Annotated in this window: 15 protein-coding genes and 1 tRNA gene; 13 read left to right on the top strand and 3 right to left on the bottom strand. The window is 40.3% G+C overall.

Going from position 1 to position 16,965, the window contains the following annotated elements:
- Nucleotides 1-76 precede the first annotated feature (76 nt).
- From topA to GT641_RS04020, 10 genes are all read left to right on the top strand, one after another.
- Nucleotides 77-2,152 carry a type I DNA topoisomerase gene (topA, locus tag GT641_RS04065; RefSeq protein WP_044946190.1) on the top strand — a complete coding sequence of 692 codons (2,076 nt, stop codon included), beginning with the start codon at nt 77-79 and terminating at the stop codon, nt 2,150-2,152.
- Nucleotides 2,153-2,334: 182 nt separating this feature from the next.
- On the top strand, nt 2,335-3,099 hold the full coding sequence (codY, locus tag GT641_RS04060) for a GTP-sensing pleiotropic transcriptional regulator CodY (RefSeq protein ID WP_008402891.1): 765 nt from the start codon (nt 2,335-2,337) through the stop codon (nt 3,097-3,099).
- A 24-nt stretch (nt 3,100-3,123) separates the two neighbouring features.
- Nucleotides 3,124-4,236, top strand: a complete 1,113-nt coding sequence (locus GT641_RS04055) for a hypothetical protein (protein ID WP_161116886.1) — start codon at nt 3,124-3,126, stop codon at nt 4,234-4,236.
- 35 nt (nt 4,237-4,271) lie between these two features.
- Nucleotides 4,272-4,886 carry a hypothetical protein gene (locus tag GT641_RS12955; protein ID WP_192919797.1) on the top strand — a complete coding sequence of 205 codons (615 nt, stop codon included), beginning with the start codon at nt 4,272-4,274 and terminating at the stop codon, nt 4,884-4,886.
- Between the two features lie 295 nt (nt 4,887-5,181).
- Nucleotides 5,182-5,919, top strand: coding sequence for a 30S ribosomal protein S2 (rpsB, locus tag GT641_RS04045; RefSeq protein WP_044946188.1), 738 nt, complete (start codon nt 5,182-5,184; stop codon nt 5,917-5,919).
- A gap of 42 nt (nt 5,920-5,961) precedes the next feature.
- On the top strand, nt 5,962-7,032 hold the full coding sequence (gene tsf, locus GT641_RS04040; protein ID WP_117807412.1) for a translation elongation factor Ts: 1,071 nt from the start codon (nt 5,962-5,964) through the stop codon (nt 7,030-7,032).
- A gap of 102 nt (nt 7,033-7,134) precedes the next feature.
- Nucleotides 7,135-8,118 (top strand): alpha/beta hydrolase, encoded by a 984-nt coding sequence (locus GT641_RS04035; RefSeq protein WP_243143688.1) that lies wholly within the window; start codon nt 7,135-7,137, stop codon nt 8,116-8,118.
- Between the two features lie 223 nt (nt 8,119-8,341).
- Nucleotides 8,342-9,727, top strand: a complete 1,386-nt coding sequence (locus GT641_RS04030) for a condensation domain-containing protein (RefSeq protein WP_161116885.1) — start codon at nt 8,342-8,344, stop codon at nt 9,725-9,727.
- A 27-nt stretch (nt 9,728-9,754) separates the two neighbouring features.
- Complete coding sequence (locus tag GT641_RS04025) at nt 9,755-9,997, top strand: phosphopantetheine-binding protein (protein ID WP_008402883.1); 243 nt, start codon at nt 9,755-9,757, stop codon at nt 9,995-9,997.
- 54 nt (nt 9,998-10,051) lie between these two features.
- A complete protein-coding gene (locus GT641_RS04020; RefSeq protein WP_161116884.1) occupies nt 10,052-11,596 on the top strand; it encodes an AMP-binding protein in 1,545 nt (514 codons plus the stop codon).
- Here the strand turns inward: GT641_RS04020 and GT641_RS04015 are convergent.
- Nucleotides 11,593-12,171 carry a TetR/AcrR family transcriptional regulator gene (locus tag GT641_RS04015; protein WP_161116883.1) on the bottom strand — a complete coding sequence of 193 codons (579 nt, stop codon included), beginning with the start codon at nt 12,169-12,171 and terminating at the stop codon, nt 11,593-11,595. The two genes, GT641_RS04020 and GT641_RS04015, sit on opposite strands and share 4 nt — an antisense overlap.
- Before the next feature lie 175 nt (nt 12,172-12,346).
- Here GT641_RS04015 and GT641_RS04010 point away from each other — a divergent pair, with 175 nt between their 5' ends.
- Complete coding sequence (locus GT641_RS04010; RefSeq protein WP_161116882.1) at nt 12,347-13,165, top strand: HAD family hydrolase; 819 nt, start codon at nt 12,347-12,349, stop codon at nt 13,163-13,165.
- A 166-nt stretch (nt 13,166-13,331) separates the two neighbouring features.
- Complete coding sequence (locus GT641_RS04005) at nt 13,332-14,786, top strand: NCS2 family permease (RefSeq protein ID WP_161116881.1); 1,455 nt, start codon at nt 13,332-13,334, stop codon at nt 14,784-14,786.
- A 455-nt stretch (nt 14,787-15,241) separates the two neighbouring features.
- On the opposite strand, the gene GT641_RS04000 is transcribed toward GT641_RS04005, so the two are convergent.
- A tRNA-Arg gene (locus GT641_RS04000) sits at nt 15,242-15,313 on the bottom strand.
- A gap of 143 nt (nt 15,314-15,456) precedes the next feature.
- Between GT641_RS04000 and GT641_RS03995 the strand changes: the two genes are divergently transcribed.
- Entirely contained in the window at nt 15,457-16,188 is a 732-nt protein-coding gene (locus tag GT641_RS03995; RefSeq protein WP_161116880.1) for a hypothetical protein, read from the top strand.
- A gap of 176 nt (nt 16,189-16,364) precedes the next feature.
- On the opposite strand, the gene GT641_RS03990 is transcribed toward GT641_RS03995, so the two are convergent.
- Nucleotides 16,365-16,832 (bottom strand): Lrp/AsnC family transcriptional regulator, encoded by a 468-nt coding sequence (locus GT641_RS03990; RefSeq protein WP_119962675.1) that lies wholly within the window; start codon nt 16,830-16,832, stop codon nt 16,365-16,367.
- Between the last annotated feature and the right edge of the window lie 133 nt (nt 16,833-16,965).

Here is a 16,965-nt window from a genome sequence, read left to right as displayed (position 1 = left end):
AAAATATTCACTTGCATGGCAGGAAAAAATGGTGTATAGTTTGTGTCGTTTAAACGAACAGGAAAGGAAAGAGTACATGGCTAAATATCTTGTTATTGTAGAGTCTCCGGCGAAAGCCAAGACGATTAAAAAGTTTTTGGGCAGTAATTATGAAGTGATTGCGTCGAATGGTCATGTGCGTGATCTGCCTAAAAGCCAGATGGGCATTGATGTTGATAATGATTTTGAACCGAAATATATAACGATCAGAGGAAAAGGAGATATACTTGCACAGCTTCGAAAAGAAGTAAAGAAAGCTGACAAAGTGTACCTCGCAACTGACCCCGACCGTGAGGGAGAAGCAATCTCCTATCATTTATCAAAAGCACTGAAACTGGATGATAAGAAGTACAAGCGAATTACCTTCAATGAAATTACGAAAAATGCAGTAAAGAATTCAATTAAGCAGGCACGCGATATCGATATGGCACTTGTGGATGCACAGCAAGCGAGACGTGTATTGGACAGACTGGTTGGTTATAAGATCAGTCCGCTTCTCTGGGCAAAGATTAAGAGAGGTTTAAGTGCCGGACGTGTACAGTCTGTAGCATTAAAGCTGATCTGTGACAGAGAAAAAGAGATCAATGAATTTATTCCAAAGGAATACTGGACACTTTCTGCTATGCTGGCACCGGAAAAGGCCAAGAAAAGCATTGAATTCAAATACATGGGAAATGGGAGCGATAAGGAAGAAATATCTTCCAGAGCGGAACTGGATCATATCATAGAAACGATCGGAAAGCAGTCTTTTAAGATCGCATCGATCAAGGACAGTGAGCGTCATAAGAAAGCGCCACTTCCATTTACAACCAGTACGTTGCAGCAGGAAGCTTCCTCCAAGTTGAACTTTGCGACATCCAAAACGATGCGTATCGCACAACAGTTATATGAAGGTGTGGAGATCAAGGGCAGAGGTTCCATCGGTCTGATCTCTTATCTGAGAACGGATTCTACCAGAATATCAGATGAAGCGGCAGCAGCAGCCAAAGATTATATCATAAAGAATTTTGGAGAAGATTATACAGCGGGAATACCTCGGGCAGACAAACCGGGTAAAAAGATCCAGGACGCGCATGAAGCAATCCGTCCGACGGATATCACACTGTCACCGGCAGCTATCAAGGATCAGTTAAGCAGAGAACAGTTCCGTCTGTATCAGCTGATCTATAACCGCTTCCTTGCAAGCCAGATGGCAGAGGCAGTATACAGCATTAAGACCGTAAAGGCAGAAGTAGCAGGCTATCGGTTCCAGACCTCAGTATCAAAGATTGCATTTGCAGGATTTACAACGGTTTATAATGTGGACAATGAGAAGAGTGAGCATATTGCCGGCATTAAGGATCTGAATGAAGGAGATCTGTTAAAATTAGAAGATTTTGACGAGAAGCAGCATTTTACACAGCCACCGGCAAGATATACAGAAGCACTTCTGGTAAGAACCTTAGAGGAGCTTGGCATTGGAAGACCAAGTACTTATGCACCGACGATCTCAACGATATTGAATCGTCGTTATATCACAAAAGAGAATAAGAAATTATACGTAACAGAACTGGGAGAAGCCGTTAATCAGATTATGGAACAGGCATTTCCGGTTATTATCGACGTGAATTTTACAGCGAATCTGGAGTCCCTTCTCGATAAGATCGGTGAGGGTGCTATCGAATGGAAAGTTGTAGTAAGAAACTTCTATCCAGATCTCGATGCGGCGGTTAAGAAAGCCGAGAGTGAGTTGCAGTCCATTAAGATTGAGGATGAAGTAACGGATGAGGTATGTGACGAGTGCGGACGCAATATGGTCGTTAAGTATGGTCCACACGGTAAATTCCTTGCATGTCCGGGCTTCCCTGATTGTAAATTTACGAAGCCGTTCTTTGAAAAGACAGGAGTTCCTTGTCCGAAATGTGGTGGTGACATAGTAATAAAGAAGACCAGAAAGGGCAGAAGATACTATGGATGTATCAATGCTCCTGAATGTGATTTTATGTCATGGGCGAAACCATCAAGGGAAAAATGTCCGGTATGTGGCAGTTATATGGTTGAAAAGGGTAATAAGTTACTTTGTTCAGCAGAAAACTGTGGATATTCCAGAGATAATACCGAAAAGGGAAAATAGGCATAAGTGATCGGATGAAGTTGTCCGGCCTGCCATATAAAAAAAGTTGTTTTTAAATATTAAATCTCTCGTTTGACAGGAAAGGCTATTGTTATCTCATGACCATTGTGATAGAATGTCAAATAGTGTAGATTTTTTATGCAAAAACAACTTTTTTGTATTTTACATACGGAGGAACAGAAATGAGTGTTCAATTATTAGATAAAACACGAAAAATTAACAAATTATTGCACAATAACAACTCGCATAAGGTTGTTTTTAATGATATTTGTGATGTTTTAAGTGATATTTTAAAATCAAATGTACTGGTTATCAGTAAAAAAGGTAAGGTTCTGGGAATTAAGAACCGTGAAGATATACCTGAGATCCATGAACTGATCGAGGATAAGGTCGGTCTGCTGATCGACAGTATGCTGAATGAGAGACTTCTCCTTGTATTGTCAACAAAGGAAAATGTAAATCTGACTACGCTCGGATTTGACAGTGATAACATAGAGAAATATCAGGGACTTCTACTTCCAATCGATATAGCAGGAGAACGGCTTGGAACGTTATTTCTGTATAAGCTGGATGCACAGTATGATATTGATGATATTATTCTCGGGGAATACGGAACAACGGTTGTAGGACTTGAGATGATGCGGGCTTTAAATGAAGAAAATGCAGAAGAAGATCGTAAGATCGCAATCGTGCGTTCGGCAATCAGTACTTTATCATTTTCAGAATTACAGGCGATCAAGCACATTTTTTCGGAACTGGATGGAAAAGAAGGAATTCTTGTTGCAAGTAAGGTCGCAGACCGGGTCGGAATTACCCGTTCCGTAATCGTAAATGCACTTCGAAAGTTTGAGAGTGCGGGTGTTATTGAAGCAAGATCCTCGGGCATGAAGGGAACTTACATTAAGGTTCTGAATGATGTTGTATTTGACGAATTAAAAGCCGTATAAAATTTTGCAAAGGAGAGTAAAGAAATGATATTACCAATCATAACATTATTAGTTGGCGTAGCAGTTGTAGGTGTAAGCTTTTTTATTCTGGATAGTCATGATTTTAAAGAGGAAGATGAGATATATAATGAAAGCTCAGAAGAGTTAAAACGAAAGATTACGGAATTATGTGATTCCCTTCTTGAGCAGAGCAAGACATCATTAGACGAATACAGCGAAGATGTCCGCAAGAAGACAGAAAAGGAACTGAAGGAACAGCTTGAAAAATGGGCATCCAAGTTGTCTGAAAAGGCAAAGAAAGAAATGATCGATTATATCAATCAGAGCCTTGCGGAAGCCTATGAAGAATACAATCCTGATGCAGAAGAGAAGCCTGAAACGGTCACTTATGAAGAACTCCTTGAAATGGAAGTAAAAGAAACCGAAGAAGAGATTGCAAGAGAAAAAGAGAAACAGATAGAGAAAACGGTTTCTGAAGAAAAAACGGAGACAGAACATCCTGAGAAAAATGAGAAGCCGGAAGATATCGAAGAAGAGCCGGATGAGAATTCTCTCGGAGCATTAGAGGCAAGCGAGACGGAGACAGTTATTTCCGGAGATGCGGTTGCAAATGGTGATATAACCGAGACTGTACCGGAACAGGATGTTGAAGAGAACGCGGCAGAAGATGATGCGGAGGAACCAAAGGAAGAAGTAGAGGAAGCTGTTGCAGAAGAAGCTGTTGCTGAGGAAGCCGAGGAAGAAGCGGCAGAGGAGAAATCCAATGTTGTTGCTTTTAAGAAAGCAGAAGAATCTGCTGTTGAGTCAGAGACAACCGAGACCGCAGAAGAAACGACAGTCGCAGAAGCAACCGGAACCGAGCCTGTACAGAAGCCAGAACAGCCTGCAGGAGGCAACCGCTCAAGAAAGAAGAACCGCAAGAAGAGCAGAACAAACAGAAATCAGAATCGTGTACAGGAGGCAAAGAAAGAAGCTCCTGCGCCGGAAGAGATCTGGGATGATGAGAAGAATATCGATGAAGAGGTGGCAGAGCTTTACAAGCAGGGATTTGGGATCATGGAGATTGCAAATCAGCTTGGAATCGGTGTTGGTGAAACCAAGGTGATCATTAAAAATATTGAGAATCAGAAGCAGTAAATGAAATTGTTTTATACGATAGGAGAAACGGCAGTATGAAGAAAAAATATTTTTTCAGAGGATTAGGCTTTGGACTTATCATCGGTGCGCTTGTCATGATGGTTGGTATCAAGTCCGGAAGCTTTGCAGATACAAAGAAGAATGATCCGTCAAAAGAAGATGTGGTAGGAGTTGTTGCATCGGAAGAGGCTACTGAATCAGCGAAAACGACAGAGACTGCAACGGAAACGACAAAAGAGGATGCAGCTAAGGCAACGACGGAAGTGACGACAGAAGCTACAACAGAGGCGACAAAGGAAACCACAACGGAAAATACAACCAAGGCAACCACGGAAGCCACAACCGAAAGTACAACCAAGGCAACGACAGAAGCTACAACAGAGGCTACGACAGAAGCAACTACGGAGGCTACGACAGAGACAACTACAGAAGAAAAGAAAAAGGGTGGTTCGATCACGATCAGGCCGGGTATGTATGCAGAGGCAATCTCTCAGGCATTATATGATATCGGAATGGTAGACAGTGTACAGGATTTTTATGATTATCTTGTAAGCTCCGGTAATTCCATGAAACTGATGTGTGGAACTTTCACATTCAAGGGTGATGAAACCTACGATGAGATGATCACTATTATGAGAGATGGACGATAGTTATAGCATGAATTAAAACAAAATATGAGATAATGAGCATTGCGCTGGAATGTGCTCGCACATACCAGCATAATGCGAAAAAGACATGGAACTGTTAAGTGACATGAGATTATAAAAAGAAAGTGCTTGCATGCACTTTCTTTTTGTGTTATTATCGTTTTTGTGTGTGGGCTTGTATATAGCAGGCTCATAAAAATAATATACATGCTGGTTGATTCCTGAAGTGGTGCCTATAGCTCGGGTGACTCGGTGAAAGAGAGATCAGCAGAAGAATATAACCATGGAGGTAGAAAAAATGAGCGTTATTTCAATGAAACAGTTATTAGAAGCAGGTGTACATTTCGGACACCAGACAAGAAGATGGAACCCTAAGATGAAGCCATACATCTACACAGAGCGTAATGGTATCTACATCATCGACCTTCAGAAGTCAGTAGGAATGGTTGACGATGCTTACAATGCAATCGGTGACTGCGTAGCAAATGGTGGAAAGATTCTTTTCGTTGGTACAAAGAAGCAGGCTCAGGACTCAATCAAGAGTGAAGCAGAGCGTTGCGGTATGTACTATGTAAACGAGAGATGGTTAGGCGGTATGCTTACAAACTTCAGCACAATCCAGACAAGAATCGCTACTCTTAAGAAGTACGAAGCTATGGAAGCTGACGGAACATTTGATGTTCTTCCTAAGAAGGAAGTTATCCAGATCAAGAAAGAGATGGAGAAGCTTCAGAAGAACCTTGGCGGTATCAAGGAAATGAAGGAAATTCCTGACATGATCTTCGTTGTAGATCCTAAGAAGGAAAGAATCTGTATCCAGGAAGCTCATTCACTTGGAATCAAGCTTGTAGGTATTGCTGATACGAACTGTGATCCGGAAGAATTAGATTACGTTATTCCTGGTAACGATGATGCTATCAGAGCTGTAAAGCTTATCGTTTCAAAGATGGCAGATGCAGTTATCGAGGCTCAGCAGGGTGCTGATGCAACAGATGCTGAAGAAGTTGCAGATGAGGAAGCAGCAGTAGAAGAGTAATATTTTTAGAATATAAACACTAGAATTTTGGAGGTTATTACGATGGCTATTACAGCAAGCATGGTAAAAGAGTTAAGAGAACTCACAGGTGCTGGTATGATGGATTGTAAGAAAGCACTTACAGAGACAAATGGTGATATGGACGCCGCTGTAGAAGTACTCAAAAAGAGTGGTGCAGCTAAGGCTGAGAAGAAAGCAGCAAGAATTGCAGCAGAAGGTATCGCTAAGGTTGCAATCGATGGTAATACAGCAGTAGTTGTTGAAGTTAACTCAGAGACAGACTTCGTTGCAAAGAATGCAATTTTCCAGGAGTTTGTACAGGCAGTTGCAGATAAGGCACTTACAGTAGATACAGAAAAGGCCGGAGATGGCGAAGACGTTGTTTCAATCCTTGATATGAAGGCTGATCTTGATGATAAGATCCTCAAGATTGGTGAGAAGATCTCCATCAGAAGATTTGAGAAGGTTACAGCAGATGTTGTTGCTTCTTATATCCACGGTGGTGGAAGAATCGGTGTTCTTGTAGCCGGTAACGGTGCTTCAGATGATGCAGCTAAGGAAGCACTTACAAACATCGCAATGCAGATCGCAGCTATGAATCCACAGTACATCTCAAGAGACGAGATCTCAGCAGATGAGCTTGCTAAGATGAAAGAGATCACAATTGACAGTGCATTAAATGATCCGTTCTCACTTCCAAAGCCGGTTCTTTCCAAGTTGATCGAGAAGGCTGTAGCAGGTGTATGGAGCGCAGAAGATGTAGCTATCTACGAAGAGAAGAAGTCAAACATGAACTTCTTACCTAACTTCCTTTCAAAGGAAGCTAAGGCTCAGTTAGCAGAGATTGCTTGTGCTGATAAGGAAGAGATCTCAGGCAACAAGATCTTCTCAGGACTTGTTGAAGGACGTATCTCCAAGCAGATGAAGGAAATCTGTCTTCTTGATCAGGTATATGTTAAGGCTGAAGATGGCAAGCAGACAGTTGCAGCATATCTGAAGTCTGTAAATCCTGCTCTTAAGATCGCTAAGTTTGTTCGTTTCGAAGTTGGTGAAGGTATGGAGAAGAAGAACGAAGACTTCGCAGCAGAAGTTGCTAAGCAGATGAATGTATAATTTTATTTGTTGAATAATAAAGAATTTTAGGCCCTTGAAAACATTATGTTTTCAAGGGCTGTTTTACAAATACGCAAAAAAGAAGCGGAGAAGATAACGATTATGAATGATACAGGGAATAAGCAGAAAATATTAAGATTACTGGAAATAGCAGCCGGTGCATTTGGTCTGTTTGTTGCTTTTGGCTGGTCTTTCTTTGATATGCTTGTTCGTTGCAAAGGGAAAAAACGACAGAAAAAAAAGAAATGGTTTCAACTGTCTCATATAAAGAAAAATCATCCAAGAGACAAATATGAAAAAGAATATGAAGAAGGAAAATTGTGGTGTGCTGAACAGCAGATGAAGGATTGCTTTATCAGAAGCAGAGATGGACTGTATCTGCATGCTTATTATCTTCCGGCAAAAGAAGCGAAACGTTTTGTTTTGTTAAGTCATGGATATAAAGGTAGCGGTTTTGGCGATTTTGCATATACAGCACGTTTCCTTCATGAGAATGCGTGTAATTTATTGTTTATTGATCAGAGATGCTGCGGTTTGAGTGAGGGTGAATATATTACATTTGGTGCAAAAGAGCAATGGGATGTACAGCAATGGAGTTATTATATTGCTGCAAGAAACAGAGAGAAGCTCCCGATCTATCTTTATGGAGAATCCATGGGGGCTGCGGCGGTGCTTATGGCTTCCGGACATAAACTGCCGGAAGAAGTGAAAGGCTTGATTGCAGATTGTGGATTTTGCTCGATGAAACGGCAGCTTCAGGATATCGCAGCTAACTGGTTTCATTTGGGTTGGGTAGAACTGCTTTTGTTCCGTGTAGATCTGTTTTGTAGGATGTTTGGAAGATTTCGTATGAGTGATGCTGACACGATAGAAGCAATGAAGAAAAATAAACGTCCGGTTTTGTTTTTTCATGGGGAGGCAGATACCTATGTAGTTCCGGAGAATTCTGTATATAATCATGCATTATGCAGTGGTCCCAAAGAACTGGTCATTATACCGGAAGCACGGCATCTATGCGCGCCATATGCAGCTCCGGAGCTTTATCGACAAAAGCTGCTTGATTTTTTTGAAAAATATGATAATTAAAATAGAATCATCGGAAGTAACAGGATCCCTCTTAAGCAGATAAGGTAAATGCCGAATCTGTTTAAGGGGGATTTTTGTATCAGGATAATTCTGATCCATAGATTACTTTTAAAGTTTCGGTCAATTTCATGTAAAGTGTTTGTTAAGTTGTACAAGGGGTGGAATTCAAAAATGAAATGTGATAAGTTCACAAAAGAATAAAGAATACAGGAGGTTATCCATAATGATGAAACAATATCCCTTAACAGCAGCACAAAAAATGCATGATGACTGGATAAAAAAATATAAAACACAGCAGGTGTCCGGTGTCAGTGTTGTGGCATCTTTAAAAGCAGAACTGGATTTCGGACTTTTAAAAAAATGTATTCAATTGGAATATGAGAGATATGGATGTATGCGTATTCGTTTTACGAAACGTGATAAAAATGGTGATGTGAAGCAATATCTTGCTGAAAAAGAGACCCGTGACATTCCTTTAAAAGATTTATCAGGAATGCGGATGGAAGAAGCAGACAATCTAATGCAGCAGTGGGCATATGAGACATTTGACGGAGATGATATTCCGCTTTGCGATGTAGTGATGGTAAAACTGCCGGATGGATATAATGGTTTCTTCATCCATATGGATCATAGATTGATTGATTCCTGTGGACTGGTTGTGATGATCAATGACCTGATGCAGTTATATACGCATTATAAATTCAATACACCATATCCGCAGAAGTTAGCTGATTTTGAGGAAGTGCTGGTTAAAGATCTGAATCGTGCAAATAATGAAAAACGGTTTGCCAAAGATAAAAAGTTCTGGGATGATCAGCTGGATGCATGGGGGGAACCCCTTTATTCTGATATCCAGGGTTCAGATGTACTGGAAGCATCAAGAAAGTTACATAGGAATCAAACACTCAGAGCTGCCGATATAGAATTAGATCAGTTGTTTGTGGCAGTAAAGGATTATCAACTGGAGCCGGAGCCAACGAAAAATCTGATAGATTTTTGCATGAATCATCAGCTTTCAATGACAAATCTGTTGTTGCTTGGTATTCGTACATATCTGTCAAAGATGAATCATGGACAGGAAGATATTACGATAGAAAACTTCATTTCAAGACGGTCTACCCATGATGAATGGACCTCTGGTGGTAGTCGGACTATTATGTTTCCATGTAGAACTGTGATTTCCGCAGATACAGATTTCCTGTCGGCAGCATATGAGATCCAGAATATGCAGAATCGGATCTATATGCACAGTAACTATGATCCGGCGTTGATCAGAGAGGAAATGCAGAAACGATATCATACACCGAAGAATACAGCCTATGAAAGCTGCTACCTTACTTATCAGCCGATGCCGGTAAAATTGGATAATCCTCATCTGGTACAAATTCCACAGCATGCAAAATGGTTTGCAAATGGTGCAGCTACAAAGAAAATGTATCTGACAGTATCTCATACAGATAATGGTGGTATGAATTTTTCATATCATTACCAGACTGCACATTTGGCAGAACATGATATGGAATTGTTATATTACTACATGATGCGGATACTGTTTAAAGGAATCGCGGAACCTGATATGAGCATCGGAGAAATCATGGAACAGGTATAAAATAAAACATATAAAGGAGAAATTATTATGACACAGGAAATGCAATTTAAGAAAATCATAGCACAGTATTGTGATGTTAAGCCGGAGGAGATGACAAACGATATGAAGTTCAGAGAAGATCTGGGCTTTAGTTCGCTTGATTTTATGTCTTTCTTGGGAGAGATTGAAGACACATTCGACATTGAACTGGAGGAAGACGATGCACTGCATGTATTCACAATCGTAGAAGCACTTGATCTGTTAGAGCGGTTACAGCAGGAAACTGTATAATCAGAGAATATAAGTATATGATCGCAGTAAGTATGTGCGGAGGTATAATAAGATATGTTAATTCGTGATATTTTGGAAGAAAGCGAAAAAAAGTTTTCAGAAATAAAGGCAGTAAAATGGTTGAAGAAAAAGGAGATCTGTGATAGAAGCTACCGGGAGCTGATGGAGAATGCCAAGTCTGTCAGAAAAGGATTGTGTGAGGAAAGCTTTCAGGGAAAGCATATAGCATTGATCGGTAGTAGTTCTGTGGAATGGATAGAAGCTTATCTGGGAATTATAACAGGTCAGGCAGTAGCCGTTCCTCTTGATGCAGGACTTCCGGCAGAAGATCTGATAGATCTTCTGAATCGTTCAGATGCGGAAGCACTCTTTTTAAGTCCTAAAATTCAGACCTTGTCGGAACGGATATTGGAGGAATGTCCAAAACTGAAAAAAATCTGGATATTACAGGAAGAAAACATCGAAACAAATCAGAAAAAAGTTGCATCTGTAGCAGAATTAATGACATCAGGTATAAATGGTACAGATGATTTTGCAGCACCGGATCCGGAAGATATTGCTACGATTATTTTCACCTCCGGAACTACAGGAAAAAGTAAAGGTGTTATGCTGACACAGAGAAATCTGGCAGAAAATGTAAAATCCGTTAATTATACTGCGGATCCCGGAACCATAGTATTAAGCGTTTTACCGATTCATCATGCATTTTGCCTTGTTATGGATTGGCTCAAAGGTTTTTCCTTTGGAGCAACGGTATGTATCAATGATTCTCTGTTGCATATGGTAAAAAATATGGGCGTCTTTCATCCTGATATTATGCTGATGGTACCTTTGATGGTAGAAACAATTTACAAACGTCTTTCGGCAATGAACCCTTTGATCCCAAAGAAAATAGTTGCAGCCAAGGCATTTGGGGGAAAGCTGAAAACAATATTTACAGGTGGAGCACATCTGGATCCGTTTTATATTGAGAAATTTGCAGAATATGGTGTAAATATTTATGAGGGATATGGAATGTCGGAATGTTCGCCTGTCATCAGCAGCAATGTACCGGAAGATCATAAGGCCGGTTCTATAGGACGACCGCTTTCCAATGTTGAGATTTCTTTTGAGGATGGTGAGATTCTGGTACGAGGCAGCAGCGTTATGAAGGGTTATTATCAGATGCCGGAAGAGACTGCAGAAGCCTTAAGAGGTGGATGGCTGCATACAGGAGATAAAGGATATCTGGATAAAGATGGATTCTTATTTATAAATGGAAGAATAAAGAATCTGATCATTCTTTCAAACGGAGAAAATATATCACCGGAGGAAATAGAAAATAAGCTGGCTCTTGGAAAGTTGGTGGGGGAGGTGATTGTGACAGGAGAGAACAATGGTCTTATTGCAAGGATCTATCCGGATCAGGATGCTGTCTCGGCAAAACGGATGAATGAGGAAACAATCAGATCAGAGCTTCAGGCATTTATCGACAGTTATAATAATACGCAGCCGACCTATCGTCGGATTACGGGGTTGGTTATTCGTAAATATCCATTTATCAAGAGTGCGACTAAGAAGATAAAAAGGCAGGAAGTTCTGATTGATGAAGCACTTTAAGACAGATAAGGAAGTATACCTGTGAGAAATGACTGTGTCAGTATTCCGACAATGATTTCTTCGGAACTCTTAAAATTTTCTCTTGTCCATTTATGGAGAACACCCAAGGTACTGCCAATGCTGCATGCGATCATATATGAGACCTCTTCTTTGGAGTGCACGGAAGACGTTGTTTTCCGGGTGGCATCTGTTACATAGCGGTGGAACATAGTTAAAGCCTTTTCAAAGAATTCATCGCCTCTCGGACTCCGGAGAATATTTGCCAGAAACGGATTCGTTTTGGTATAATTACAAATTGTCAGAAAGAAAGATTTGCATATATCCTGATTATTTTCAGGATGAAAGTCTTCCATGAGGGTGAAAATATCCTGGATAGTTTTATCTTCAACAGCAGTTATAAGAGCTGGAATATTTTCGTAGTGGTTATAGAATGTACTGCGAACAATTCCGGCTCTTTTTATGATGTCTGTCACGGTTATTTTATCTATTTCTTTTTCTTTTAATACCAATAAAAATGCATCACAAATGGTATCTTCAATAAAGCAGTAGCGTTCATCGGATATTTCATGCAACATAGTGGTCTCCTTTCTGATGTATATTTATTTTATCACAGTTTTTATATAACCGGGTAAAAATGTAATGAAAATAGTGCCTTTTTATATATTTATGTAAAAAAGTTTATAATATCTTTATTTCCCTTACGAAATATGGTAACATATAAAAGTAAATTCGAAAATAGAGGAAAAGCAGATGAAGTACAGATGCGTGGTTTCAGATTTGGACAGAACGATTTTAAGACGGGATGGGATTTCCCATAGAACAAAGGAAGTTCTTGAAAAACTGGCAGATAGCCACGTTATTTTTATTCCGGCAAGTGGAAGATCTGTTTATTCCATTCCAGAATGCATCCGGGAGATTCGGGGTATCCGGTATGCGATCACATCCAATGGGGCAGCAATCTATGATTTATCAGATGATCATTCAGTATATAATTTAAAATTACGACCGGAAGTACCGGAGCAGATATTTGATCTGGTTACGGATAAAGATGTATTCTTTGAATGTTTTATAGACGGTAGAGGATATACATCTGAGATGTATTATGAGAATCCAATGAATTTTGGAGAGTCAGAGGATATCAGTGCTTATGTAAGAAGCACCAGAACGCCGGTGCCTGATATAAGGCAGTTTATTTTACAGCATAATACGGAGTTGGATTCGATTTCAATTGTAGGACCGACAGAGAAAAAATACCGTATCATGCATGAATTAACGCAAAATATCCATACTGTTTATGTAACATCCGGAGCGCCGCGGCTGATCGAGATATCTGATCGTCATTCCGGCAAACATAATGGGTTAAAGGAAGTTTTACGATTCCTTGGAATATCAATGGAAGAAACAATTGCTTTCGGCGATGGAGATAATGACAGTGAGATGTTAGCAGAAGCCGGACTTGGAGTTGCGGTTTTAAATGCGACAGAGCGTTGCAAGGAAGCGGCAGATCTTGTGATCGGTGATTATCTGGATGACAGTGTAGCCGATTTCTTAGAGAAAATGGTGCTGTGAGGTACATTCATAAAAAGTGTTTTGACAGCAGGTACGTTTTCTGAAAGAAACAGTGCTGTAACGGCACACAGAGTTTTGATTATAAAGCATGGCGGATATCTGTAATGAGGGGCAGGTAGACAACCAATGCTTTTAATAAGAATAAACAAAAGAAAGGAAGGGAAATATGGATAAATTTTTCCACATTTCAGAGCGCGGTTCTAATGTTCGTACAGAGATTATGGCCGGACTCACAACATTTTTTGCCATGGCATACATTGTCCTGGTAAACCCAAATCAGGTAGCAGCAGATGGTAAGGCTGGATGGCTTGTTGCAGAAGGCGCAAGCGCAGCAGAAGTAGGCAGGGTTTGGAATGCAGTATTTATCGCATCCGTTCTTGTGGCTGTTATCGGTACACTTCTTATGGCATTCCTTGCCAGAATGCCGTATGCACAGGCATGTGGTATGGGACTGAATTCATTCTTCTGTACCTCATTTGTATCCGGTGCATTCTTTGCAGGCTGCAGCGTGATTGAAGGTTATCAGTCAGGTCTTGTTATCATCCTGTTATCAGGTATCGTATTCCTGATCCTGTCTGTAACCGGACTTCGTAAGTACATTGCGACAGCCATGCCGGAATGCCTGAAGAAATCAATACCGGCCGGTATCGGTTTGTTCATCGCATTGGTTGGTTTAAAGGGTTCAGGTCTTGTACAGGCGAATAAGTATACACTGGTACAGATCTTTGATTTCCATGGAGCAATTTCAGGCGCAGAGACACCGGCAGATGCATGGAAAGCAGTTATTCCACCAGTTGTAACTATCATCGGTATTATCCTGATCGCAGTTCTTGCAAAGTTAAATGTAAAGGGAAATATCGTAATCGGTATCATTGTTTCCACAGTTCTTTATTATGTATTTAATCTGGAGACACCATCTTTTGATGTATCCAGCATCGGTCAGTCTTTCAAAGACTTTGGCGAGATCGGTTTCCTTGGATGCTTCAAGGCGGATGCATGGAGAAATGCATTTGAAAGCCCATATGTTGGTGGCGTATTCTCAGGTATCATGCTGATCGTAGCATTCTGTCTGGTAGATATGTTTGATACGATCGGAACCTTATACGGAACCGCATCACAGGCAAATATGTTAGATGAGAATGGTGACCCGATCAACTTAGATAAGAGTATGATGTGCGACTCTATCGGTACAGCAGCAGGTGCTATTCTTGGTACATCGACATGTACAACCTTCGTTGAGTCAGCATCCGGTATCGCAGCAGGTGGAAGAACAGGTCTTGCAAGTTTAGTTACGGCAGCCTGCTTCGCAGTATGTCTGTTCTTAAGCCCGATCGCAGGTGTGATTCCAACATGTGCAACAGCTCCGGCATTGATCTTTGTAGGTGTATTAATGGCTAAGAATTTTGCCAAGATCGATATGGATGATATGCGTTCAGCAGTTCCTGCGTTCCTTACCTTCCTTATGATCCCATTAACTTACTCTATCTCAAATGGTATCGGTGTAGGATCGATCTCATATGTTTTGATCACCTTATTCACAGGTAACTACAAGAAGAAAGATATCGTTGTAACGATCATCGCTGCGTTATTCGTTGTGAAGTTTATCTTTGTTACAATGTAGGAAGGTATCTTATTTCTAATGAAATGGATTCTTATATTATCATGTAAAAGATACATTTCGTTTTCTGTTCGGTTTGCACGCTCATTAGCCAGCAGTCGCCCAGACTCGTCCTTCGGACTCAGACATGGGCTTGATGCTGGCAGCTAGTGCAAAGCCTCACAACGAAAACTGCATGAACATCTTTGTACATGATAATATAAGTAATCATTTCATAAAGAAATAAGGTATTTTATTTTTGAAACAGGCAATAATTTTTTTGTTGTTGTGCTGCCAAAGACAGAAAACGTCTGCCCTGAAAACTATGTTCTATAAGCAAACCTGTTCGAACGTCGGTCCTTAACGAGTCACCACAGGTGAGGAGTTTAGTACCGTTACGTGAGAATAGAACGCAAGTGTTTTGCGATAGAACATAGTTTTCAGGGCAGACGTTTTCGTCCGTTTAACCATAAAAAATATGCACCAGAGTGGAATCGAACCACCGCACACGGCTCCGGAGGCCGTTGCTCTATCCACTGAGCTACTGGTGCATGACTTATATATAATACAATATTTCCCTGAAATAATCAAATAGTTTCTTGTATTTCTTAATAGTTTTGGTATGTCCTTGCAAAATCAGTTTTGGAATGGTAGAATTTTGTCGATATAAAATATGAAAAGGAGCATAGGAAAATTGAGAAATAAAAAAAGCAGTTTTCTTGGTGATACATATATAAAAACCAAAAACGGAGAAATCGTGATCCGGGCAGGAATGAAAGTCGTAATCGGATGGATAGTATTTGCATTATTGTGTGTCGGTTATGTATATGCATTTTTTATCAGAGAACCAAAGGCTGAGCCGGGCGCAGATAATACTGTCGAGCTTGCGATTCCGGAAAATGCATCATATAAGAAAAGCAATGTTTCAGAGATCAATGATCTGGTAAGTAAATATCTTACAGCAAAAGTAGCCTGTGATCAGGCAACACTTCAGTCGTTAGTTACAGATCCGACAGAATTTGATGATATGTCAGTGTTGGAAAGTTCTGCCAAATATCTGAAAGGCTTTGAAGATACGACCTGCTATCTTGCAGATGGCTATGCAGAAGACGAGTATGTAGTGGTAGAATTGTCCTATATGGATATTGCAGATGTAGAATCAAAACCGCTTGATATTGTGACCTTCTATATTATAAAGGATAAGGATGGTTCCTATAAGATTGATAATGGGGAACTGTCAAATGCGCAGCTTTCTTATCTGAATAGCTTTAAGGCATCAAAGGATATTCAGGATATCTATGTTCATGTAAAGGAAAATACAGAATATCTGTTGGATACCGATAAGACATTCCGGGCATTTTATGATCTGATCAGCAAGCCGGCTACAACAGAGAATACTGCAGCTACACCGGAAGATGCACAGTAAATGGAAGGTGTTATCCGGTTTTGTAAATAAGAGAAACGGGTTCGGTGTAATTTGGTAGATATGAAGTAATGTAAAAGTTCCGTAAAAGAATCCTTATGGTATGACAGGATTCCGGTACGGAACTTTTCTGTGTTGTTATTTATATAGAAGTTATAGGTGGAAGTGCCGTTATCTGCTTAAATGGCATTTTCTTCATTTTCAGGAGATACAATACCGATGTCGATTCCACGGGTCTGTACCGGAGTGGAGAATACGATCTGTGTTTCTGTATTTCCGAATCGCTGTAGCTGTCCGATAAAAGAATCCAGCTCCATCGTACTTGGGAAGCAGACCTTTATCAACATGGAGTAAGCACCGGTCACGCAATTACATTCCAGCACATTCGGACAAGCATCGATAAAAGGATAAAAAGTCGGTTTCTGTTTCGGATCGAGTGCCATGTGTATAAATGCGGTAATGTGATACCCCAGAGCTTCCGGGTTGATGCCTGCATGGTATCCGGTGATCACACCTGTTTTTTCCAGCCGGTCGATTCTTGCGGATACCGCAGGAGAGGAGAGAAATACTTTATTTGCCAGATACTTTAAAGGGGTTCTGGCATTGTGCTGTAATAAATGTAATATTTTCTTATCGATATTATCCATATATTCACGTCCTTTATAAAATGTTATAACTTAAGCTTCTAAATTTAAATACAAAAAAAGGTGCGTTTCCGTAGAAACACACCTTTGCGTTTGCTTTATTATACGTCGGGAAAAGAGAAAAAACAAGCCCCGA

The sequence above is a fragment of the Clostridium sp. BIOML-A1 genome (assembly GCF_009874105.1).
Classification (GTDB): domain Bacteria; phylum Bacillota; class Clostridia; order Lachnospirales; family Lachnospiraceae; genus Coprococcus.
This window is presented reverse-complemented; position numbering and strand designations above follow the sequence as displayed.